This is a genomic window from Microcoleus sp. OTE_8_concoct_300 (genome assembly GCF_031383065.1).
Classification (GTDB): domain Bacteria; phylum Cyanobacteriota; class Cyanobacteriia; order Cyanobacteriales; family Microcoleaceae; genus Microcoleus.
The window spans coordinates 1-4,392 of sequence record NZ_JANMZH010000554.1 but is presented as its reverse complement, the minus strand read 5'-3'; the positions used below and the strand labels follow the sequence as shown (position 1 = coordinate 4,392).

2 protein-coding genes are annotated in these 4,392 nt (G+C 47.8%); one reads left to right on the top strand and one right to left on the bottom strand.

Features of this window, described 5'->3' with window-relative positions; translation table 11 throughout:
* Window positions 1–254: 254 nt before the first annotated feature.
* A complete protein-coding gene (locus tag ACUVJL_RS25395) occupies window positions 255–2,555 on the bottom strand; it encodes a glycoside hydrolase (protein WP_445248371.1) in 2,301 nt (766 codons plus the stop codon).
* A 365-nt stretch (window positions 2,556–2,920) separates the two neighbouring features.
* Between ACUVJL_RS25395 and ACUVJL_RS25390 the strand changes: the two genes are divergently transcribed.
* On the top strand, window positions 2,921–4,285 hold the full coding sequence (locus ACUVJL_RS25390; RefSeq protein WP_445248370.1) for an oligosaccharide flippase family protein: 1,365 nt from the start codon (window positions 2,921–2,923) through the stop codon (window positions 4,283–4,285).
* The last annotated feature ends 107 nt before the right edge of the window (window positions 4,286–4,392 follow it).

The following is a 4,392-nucleotide window of genomic DNA, read 5'->3' as shown; positions in this document are numbered from 1 at the left end:
AATAATTCTTTAATTTTTTTTTCATTAAAAAAATTAATAAGTACTAATTACTAATGACTAATGACTAATGACTAATTACTAATGAATAATGACTATTTACTAATGACTAATGACTAATGACTAATTCAGGCGGGGGCGGGTTTATATGTATTTAGGTTAGCCGTTCTATTTTGCTCGTGAAACCCGCCCCTACAGACTAATGACTAATGACTAATGACTAATTCAGAAACCCGCCCCTACAGACTAATGACTTTTTACGGCATTCCGATCGCAATCAAAGCATCTTCCGGCATAGAGGTAGAGTAACGCTCCCCTTCCGATAAAACTGCAATCAGCCTCACCTGCCAGTCCGGCATAATCTGCAAATCCGCCCAAGGCACTGCTACCTCCAAACATTTATCTAATCCCACTTGGGCCCGGCTGAGGCGGGGCTGCCACTCATCGCCCTCTCCTGCTTCGTGAAACCCAATCGATTTCGTCAGCAAATTAATCTCTAACTGATGGTGGAATCGGTAGTTTAGCGGTGCTTCGTCGGGCAAATCCGACAGCGGAATCAGACTGTTTTTCATCGTGCGATCGGGATAAAACCAAAACAAATTTAACTCTGGAGGGCAATCAATTCCCGGCCGCACCCCTGCCTTAAAGTCGGCGCGAATGTAAAAATTCAAGTGGTCAACCCCGTACCAAAGCCGCTGAATTGCCGAACTCCGGTGCATCGTACCCCTTGCTCCCCCAACTTCAATCCGGCCGGCTTTGTCCCAATCCTGTTCGTTGCCGATACCGTCAATCACCGGGTGAATAAAGCTCAGCGGCTGGTGGTCGCCTTGAACCTCGTGCACCTCTACTTGTCGCCGCACTTCCGGGGGTACGGGTTCGCCAAGAGCTTCGTAAATCGCCACTACGTGTTCGCGAAATAGCTGGTCGAACATGGCATCTTGGTTCGACGTGTGACCCTCGCCAAACCACCAGAACCAGTCGGAACCTTCGGCCGCATAAAGTGCTTCCCAAGCTTCTGGGTTGCTTTCTTCTGTGGCCTCTGGATGGTTTGCCAGCATTTGTCTCGCGGGCCCTAATATGTCCCAAGCGCGATTTTTCGCGGGGTCGCCGATCCAAGTTGTGAGGGAACCGTCCACCCAGGAACCGGTGTGCAGTTGGGCTGCGGGAATTGTTTCGGTTGCTGGGAATTGGTCGAGAAATTCTGAGACTGTGACTAATTTGATATCTGGATTATCGCTGAGAGTTTGATAGAGGGATTCTAAGAACGGTTTGCCGTCTTGGGGATAGAATTCCCAGCAATTTTCGCCGTCTAGGGCGATCGTAACTAACCAGGGATTTTCTAAAGCTGTTTGGCTGTCGGACTGTCGGTGTTTGAGAGTTCTGCCGATCGCTTCTAAGTGTCCCACTAAATCTGATGCTGCTTTTTCCGGTTCCATCGAACCGTAGGTAAACCCGATCAAGTCGGACAATCTGTGGTCTCTAAATACTATTGCTAAATCACCGTCAGGAGTTTCTAAACGGTAAGGGCGATATAACAATTCTGGTTCCCAGACATTCCCCGCCGCATCGCGGTTAAAAAAGTGTTTAATTGTCCACCCCAATACTGCTTCGTCCGAGACTATCCATTTAAAGCCTTGTTTGGCAATGTAGGGCAAAATTTCCGGGCTGACTGCTTGTTCCGATGGCCACAAACCGCGCGGTTGGCAATCAAACCGGTCTTGATACATTTCCCAGGCTTTTCTCAGGTGTCGGGGAATATCTTCTTCCCACTGAAACCGCTGTTGTGGCAGCGTCATGTTGGGAATGGCTATCCGGCCGCCGTTGGTGTCGGCAAGCAGCGGTAAAATCGGGTGCGTGTAGGGGGTTGTGGAGACTTCCAACTGTCCCTCAGCTTGCATTTTACGGTGCTGGGGAATGATGCGAGCGAGGATTTCTTTTTGTTTTGAGTAGATGTTTTTTCGGTCGGCTAAACTAAAATTTTGTTCTTGTTTGAGCCACCCTGCAATCTCCGGGTCATCCCAAAACAGCGGGTCAATCCAAGCTAAATTGTGCCACGCCAGCAAGTCGCTAAAATCCTGCAACTTCCAGTTTGCTAAACACCACTGAATGCCTTTTTCCTGCCGCTGAGTGTAGAGTTGAGCGTAGCGGGGATGGGGCTGAATCAGGGTGTGGTAATTGGCGTCAAAGAAGTGTTCTAAAATAAACTCTTGTTCTTCGATGTTTAAATCCTCGGTTCGCTTCAGAGTTACCGCCAAGTAAGGGTCTATTGCTCTATCTGCGATGGAGTCTTCTATCTGCAAAATCAAGGACGGAACCAGGTTTACGGTTTGATGCAGTTTGGGATATTTTGCCAGAAGGAGTACTAAATCCAAGTAGTCTTTGACTCCGTGCAAGCGCACCCAAGGCAGTCGATAGTGACCTTGGATGTCAAAGTTTCTGGACTGCAATATGGGCGAGTTTGATCGGGAACTGGTGTCTGGTCCGACCGTAGATGCCCTCGATTTATACAAAGGCTGGTGCTGGTGCCAAATAAAGGCGACGTAGAGAGGGTGTGACATTGGTAATGAGTAATTATTAATCAGGTAGTTAGCCGCTGTGCAACTTTCAGATAAATTCCACTGTGTTCCCTAACATAAAGTTTATGATGTCTTTGTTATATAAACTGTAACACTGTAACTATGTTATCTAAGATCCACACATTTAGGGTACGGGGATTGGCCGACCAGCATTGTGCCGATCGCGCTGCACAGATCGGGTAATTAGCAGCGCTGTTGAGGTCTAAAATCGAGAAGTCTCGCCATCAATAGCTCAACAATAGATTGGCGAGTATTTTTTGTGTCAGCAGGTGAGCTGCTAAAAGCAACTGGTACCACAACCTCGCTCAAAAGCCGACTCTTTCGGTTTCCCTTACGCCAAATTTATTATGTCATCAGTTAAACAGCTTGCTGTCGGGGGGGCAGTGTGGACGATTGCTAGCTATGGGCTTAGTCAGGTGCTGCGGTTAGGCAGTAACCTGATCCTGACTCGCCTGCTAGTACCGGAAATTTTTGGTCTTATGAGTCTCGTCTACGTATTCATAACGGCTGTGCACCTGTTCTCAGACCTCGGTATCGGTACTAGCCTCATCCAGAACAAGCGCGGGGAAGAGCCAGATTTTCTCAACACTGCCTGGACTTTGCAGGTCTGTCGTGGCGTGATTCTTTGGTTCTGTACGCTTTTGCTGGCAGCGCCAATTGCCCACTTATACCAACAGCCTCAGTTCCTTTGGTTAATCCCTGTGGTGGGTTTGGGGACGGTGATCTGCGGGTTCAATTCAACTTCGGTGTTCACGCTCAACCGGAATATGGCTTTCGGTCAGCTAGCAATTTTTGAGTTGTCGGGACAGTCGATCGGGATTGTGGTAATGATTGTTTGGGCAAGGTTGAGTCCGACCATCTGGGCGATATTGATGGGCTCCTTTGCGTCACAAATTCTGCAATTAATCTGGAGCCACTATTGGAATTCTGGTTCGCCTAACCGCTTGATATGGAATCAAGAGGTAGTTAAAGAAATTCTTTCTTTTGGAAAGTGGATATTTGTTTCAACCGCTTTAACATTTTTTGCAGAGCAAGCCGATCGGCTGATTCTGGGAAAATTACTGACATTGGATGTGTTGGGCGTTTACGGCGTTGCTCTCACGCTTGCTGACATACCGCGCTCTATCACTTTAGCCCTGAGTGGCAAGGTGATGTTTCCGGCTATTACCAAGTTGGTTGACCAGCCTCGCGAAATACTTCGCGCTAAGATCCTCAAAAATCGCCAACCGATCCCGATCGCCTTCGCGGTTGGCTTAACACTGTTGGTTAGCTTTGGGGATGTCGCGATTAAGATATTGTATGACGATAGGTATATTCAGGCTGCTTGGATGTTACCGATCCTAGCTCTTGGCTTTTGGCCGAGGGTACTTTGTAATAACGGAATTGAGTTAGCTGTGTTTGCGATCGGGAAAATTCAATATCCAGCTTTCGGCCAATTCTTGCGGTTTCTTTGGACTGCCATTGGATTGTGGGTGGGATTTTTCACCGCAGGATTGCTAGGAGCGATCGTCGCAGTTGCCCTGAATGACCTTGGCTTCTATGCTGCAATTAGCTACGGTCTTTGGCGCAAAGGAGTGAATTGTCTGGGGCAAGATTTTCAAGCTACAGTTCTGCTTTTAGCGTTAATTACATCTGTGCTGGCCGCTCGGTACTTTTTGGGGCTTGGTCTTCCCATAGATTTACCTCGCTCAGCGGGAATGCCCCCGCTATAATCTTTGATTTAGCGGCGGGATGAAAGCCAGGTTTATTTTGTCAGATATCGGACCAATGCTGAAAGCCAGGGAAGATATACTGACAAAATAAACAATCTCCTACATAA